This window comes from Pseudomonas sp. HMSC063H08, assembly GCF_001813645.1.
Classification (GTDB): Bacteria; Pseudomonadota; Gammaproteobacteria; order Pseudomonadales; family Pseudomonadaceae; genus Pseudomonas; species Pseudomonas aeruginosa.
In genome coordinates this window covers 1-1,432 of record NZ_KV813600.1, presented here as the reverse complement: position 1 = coordinate 1,432, position 1,432 = coordinate 1, and the positions used below count along the sequence as shown (strand labels likewise).

The 1,432-nt window shown below is 65.5% G+C and carries 1 protein-coding gene and 1 pseudogene; both read right to left on the bottom strand.

All coding sequences use genetic code 11. The annotated features are described in order from the left end of the window. The coding region (locus HMPREF2924_RS28800) for a hypothetical protein (protein ID WP_070700819.1) at positions 1 to 692 on the bottom strand (692 nt) is incomplete at its 3' end. Continuing rightward, a pseudogene (locus HMPREF2924_RS36125) lies at positions 692 to 1,432 on the bottom strand (tail length tape measure protein); the annotation flags it as partial. The pseudogene HMPREF2924_RS36125 and the gene HMPREF2924_RS28800, both read right to left, overlap by 1 nt.

The window sequence follows — 1,432 nt, the reverse complement described above, 5'->3', positions numbered from 1 at the left end:
CCCAGCGGGAGGAGCGTCCGATTGCTGTAGTCAGATTCGTTGGCTGACCCACCTGCGACAGTGAAACCGAGCCAGCGCCCGGCGGGATCGCGGAGATAGCAGCTGCGCTCGTAGGGGCTGCTGATGCCCCGGTGCCGGTCGCTAACGTCGGACCATCGGGTTGCAACGTCGCCACGGTAGGAGCCCACGACAGCCAGTGGATACGGGAACTGCGACGGCGGACAGGGTGGCAGGATGAAGCCCGCGCCGGCCGACTCGTAAATCGTGCTGACCTTGACGACCAGCCAGAACCTGCGGCCGTTGGCGAAGAACCAGTAGGGCATCGGCTGGTTCCAGGCAAGCAGCTGTACTCGCGGGCTGTAGTTGACGAACGCCGTCCAGAAGTCACCACCCGGCGGCAGCGCGCCAGGATTGAACGCGGTACCGCCCATCAGCCGGACGTTGTAGTAGTCGAGCGCGGTGTCGCCGTAGGACTGGACGCCCATGAAGATGCTGTCGTCGCCGCCGAGGCCAGGAGCACGCAGTGTCACTTGGCGAATCGCGATCGCCGTCCCGGATGCGGGAATGGTGTTGTCGAACGTTTTCTCGTAGGCCTGGCCGGCCGCGACGAGCGTCGGGTTGGCGGTGAGGAACTGGACGAGTCGTTCGACCAGGTCGGCGTGGTTCGCGGCTGTGCCGAATTCGGTGGCCATCAGTTGATTCCCAGTAGTTGACGGAATTTCTGCGGGTCGCGGCTGATGTGCAGAACCATTGCCTCGTCGCCGTAACGACCTGCCATCACATCACCGATGCGGCTGGGGTCGTCGACCAGGTAGAAGTTCTGGTTGTTCTTCAGCGTCGCGCTGAGATTCTTTGCGGGCTCCTGCAGGCGCGAAGCAGCCAAGCCCGGAGCGGGCATGGCCGGAGCAGGAGTCCCCATCAGGCCGCCCGTAGCGTGGCGGACCGGGTTCGCCCAGGCGCTCAGGGCAGCCATGCCATACCGGTTGAACTGCTCCAGAAACGCGAGTGCGCCGGGCTGCCTCACCACGGCGGCACGGGTCATGAACTCGTCGTTGGAGGCCAGGATCGGGATGCTGTCGCTGGTGCCTGTTCCTGGCCCCTTGATGTGCCCACCGGAGGCGAAACCGAACATGCTTGTGATCGAGGACCACCACCCGCTACCACCGGCAGCCGCACCGGCCGCACCGGCCGCACCGGCACCACTGGCAGCGACACCTGCCCCCTTTACCCCATTCGCCAGCGCAAGACTCCCGGCGGCACTCTGTAGAGCAGCTGCGCCAGTAACCAGCGTTCCTCCGGCCGCAGCCAGAGCCCCCGCAGCCGATGTCACGGCCGCGGCTCCCGTTACCATGCTGGTGTCTTGCTCACCTTGGCCGAACAGACTCATGAGCCCTGCTGTAGCCTTCTGGGCCAGCTGCTGCGCGGCAACGTC